At 44.2% G+C, this 2,376-nt stretch carries 3 protein-coding genes and 1 pseudogene; all 4 read left to right on the top strand.

What is annotated here, in order from left to right; all coding sequences use genetic code 11:
- Positions 1-9: 9 nt before the first annotated feature.
- Positions 10-117 carry a major capsid protein gene (locus tag ACKLNH_RS20515; protein ID WP_413114120.1) on the top strand — a complete coding sequence of 36 codons (108 nt, stop codon included), beginning with the start codon at positions 10-12 and terminating at the stop codon, positions 115-117.
- 147 nt (positions 118-264) lie between these two features.
- Entirely contained in the window at positions 265-1,773 is a 1,509-nt protein-coding gene (locus ACKLNH_RS20510; RefSeq protein ID WP_413114119.1) for a virulence factor TspB C-terminal domain-related protein, read from the top strand.
- 7 nt (positions 1,774-1,780) lie between these two features.
- The gene (locus ACKLNH_RS20505) at positions 1,781-2,134 is read left to right on the top strand and encodes a DUF2523 family protein (RefSeq protein WP_413114118.1); all 354 of its coding nucleotides are present in this window, start codon (positions 1,781-1,783) and stop codon (positions 2,132-2,134) included.
- A pseudogene (locus ACKLNH_RS20500) lies at positions 2,135-2,376 on the top strand (zonular occludens toxin domain-containing protein); the annotation flags it as partial. It abuts the gene before it with no gap.

Raw genomic sequence — 2,376 nt, 5'->3', positions numbered from 1 at the left:
ACATCTACCATTAGCGGTGATGGTGCATCGGCTATCAGTGATGTGGGTGGTGCGCTGATTGGCCTTGCTGGTTTGGCTGTTGTGTTCAAATGGGTTAAAGGTGCGATTTTCGGCTAATCCCCTGCTCTATCTTGGTTAATATAATTGATTGGGGGCATTGCCCCCTTTTTTGGAGCTTTCCATGTTAATTACAATGCTGGATATTATTTGGCTGTTTGTATTGGTGGTATTAACCGCTGCCATATTTAAACTGGGGTGATTTAAATGCGCACGTTTATATTTCTTTTCTTACTGTTAAACGTCCTTACCGTTTATGCTGGTACTGTTCCCAAAGAAACTTACAACAGTTGTGGTCGTGGTGGTATTTCTTATATTGATAACGTCAGTAAAGCACAGTGCATTTCTTATTTGGCTGATGCGCAATCACCTTATCATACCTTTGTTTATCGTCGCGCGGAAATATCTGGTTCTCGTATTCATTTCTATGGTGCATGGTGGAAAAATGGCATTTTTTACAGACATGAAGGGGCGCTGGGTAGTGCCCTTTTACCTGTTGAATCATGTCCGCCCAGTCACCCCATTGAAACCGAAGATAATACCTGTAGTGATGGCAATGACGACCCTTGTTCAGAACGCGCAGGTCAAAGTGCTGGTGATGTTTGGGGGCATGATGGTCAAAGCGGTGCATCCTTTTGTAAAAACTCTTGTGAAGCCGTTGTTGGTGCTCAATATGCTTGCTCTGACCAAATAGATGGTTATCAGTGCGTTTATAAGTCCACGTTTACTGGTTCGTCGTGTAGTAACTCAGGTGATTTTGATGGTGATGGCGGTGAAGGCTCAGGCTGGGAAAATCCAGATGAAAACCCTGATGGCGGTGATAACGGTACTGGCGATGGCACAGATAACGGCACAGATAACGGTGGTGGTGATGGCGGCGATAATGGCACTGGAGATGGTACTGATAACGGTACAGGTGACGGCACAGATGAAATCCCCGACGAAACAGGCGATGAATGGACACGTGAAGACATACGATATTTTCAAGGTGCGCTCAATTCTATAGATGACGTTTTGTATAACTCAGACGGCACATTACTTGATATGAGTGATTACATGCGTGAAATGACCATGAGTTATGCCGACGGTGTTGAATTAGATAGTGAACGTAACAGCCGTTTAGAAGAGCAAGCAAAGAAGATGGATGAAAGTCTTTTGCTTGATATTGAAAGGAATACCTCACTTAACACGGCGAATACCGCTCTTGGTCAAGCTAACGATTCCCTTGGGTCTATTGGTACACAATTAGAACAACTCATCGATTTGGCTAGCGATGGTGAATGCGATCCCTCGGTTGAGAGTTGTGAAGAAATCATCAATGAAACTGGTTGTGATGCGTTTGTTTGTGAGGGACAACCTTACTTGTGTTATTTGTCACGTAAAACATGGGAGCAACAATGCCATGTCACTCGATTTCTTAATGGTCAGGAAGTCCAAGCAACCAAAAACGACTTTAATCAAGTGATTGAAGACCATCAACCTGACAGCCTTAACCTTGGTGAAATTGATATTTCAACCTCGTTAGAGCGTTACACCACAGGTAATGGCGTGAATTTTGGTGGTGGTGGTTGCCCTGCCCCTGATGTCGTCAGTAATAAACTTTTTTCGTTTACGATTGATTATCAGCCCTTCTGTGATTTAGCGGGGATTATAAAGTTGTTTGTAAACATGTTCGCCCTAATTAGCTCGGGTCTAATGATTGCAAAACACAGTTAAGGAATAAATGATGGCGCGTTTAATTACGATATTCTTACCCTTCCTTGTTTCAGTTCTGCCGCAATTGGTTGCGTTCTTAGGGGTTGGGATTGCCCGTGCGATAGGTTTTGGCACGGTGGCTTACTTAGGCTTTTCAAAAATGTTCGATGTGTTAATTGGTAAAGTTCAGGGATTAACCAGCGGCGTTCCCCATAATGCCATAGCTATGATGTCACTATGTGGCGTGGATTCTGCGATAAACATTTACCTTTCTGCGGCGGTGGCGATGCTTGCGTTACGTGGTGCCTTTTCTAGTGGTGGTTATCGTCGCACGGTGTGGAGAAAGCCCGGTGACCGAAGTGATTATAATTGGGAGGCGTAAATGATTTATTTACGAACGGGTAAGCCGGGGGCGTCCAAATCACTCAACAGTATTATTGAATTGTGCAAGAAACACGATGATGAACGCCCCCGCTATTACACCAACGTGAAATTGTTCATGCTTGATTATGATGTGGTGACGACGTTTTCAGGTTGGTATTACGGCTGGTACTGGCCGCGTTTGAAAGATAAACGCTTGCGCTTACGCCTAGAAAAAATCATGCGCCGTGTTCATGAAGATGA

Source organism: Thaumasiovibrio clandestinus (assembly GCF_047250365.1).
In the GTDB taxonomy this organism is placed as follows: domain Bacteria; phylum Pseudomonadota; class Gammaproteobacteria; order Enterobacterales; family Vibrionaceae; genus Thaumasiovibrio.
This window is presented reverse-complemented; position numbering and strand designations above follow the sequence as displayed.

Coding starts and splice junctions, on each gene's coding strand:
- ACKLNH_RS20505 (WP_413114118.1), top strand. CDS start 1,781: ATGATGGCGCGTTTAATTACGATATTCTTACCCTTCCTTGTTTCAGTT.
- ACKLNH_RS20510 (WP_413114119.1), top strand. CDS start 265: ATGCGCACGTTTATATTTCTTTTCTTACTGTTAAACGTCCTTACCGTT.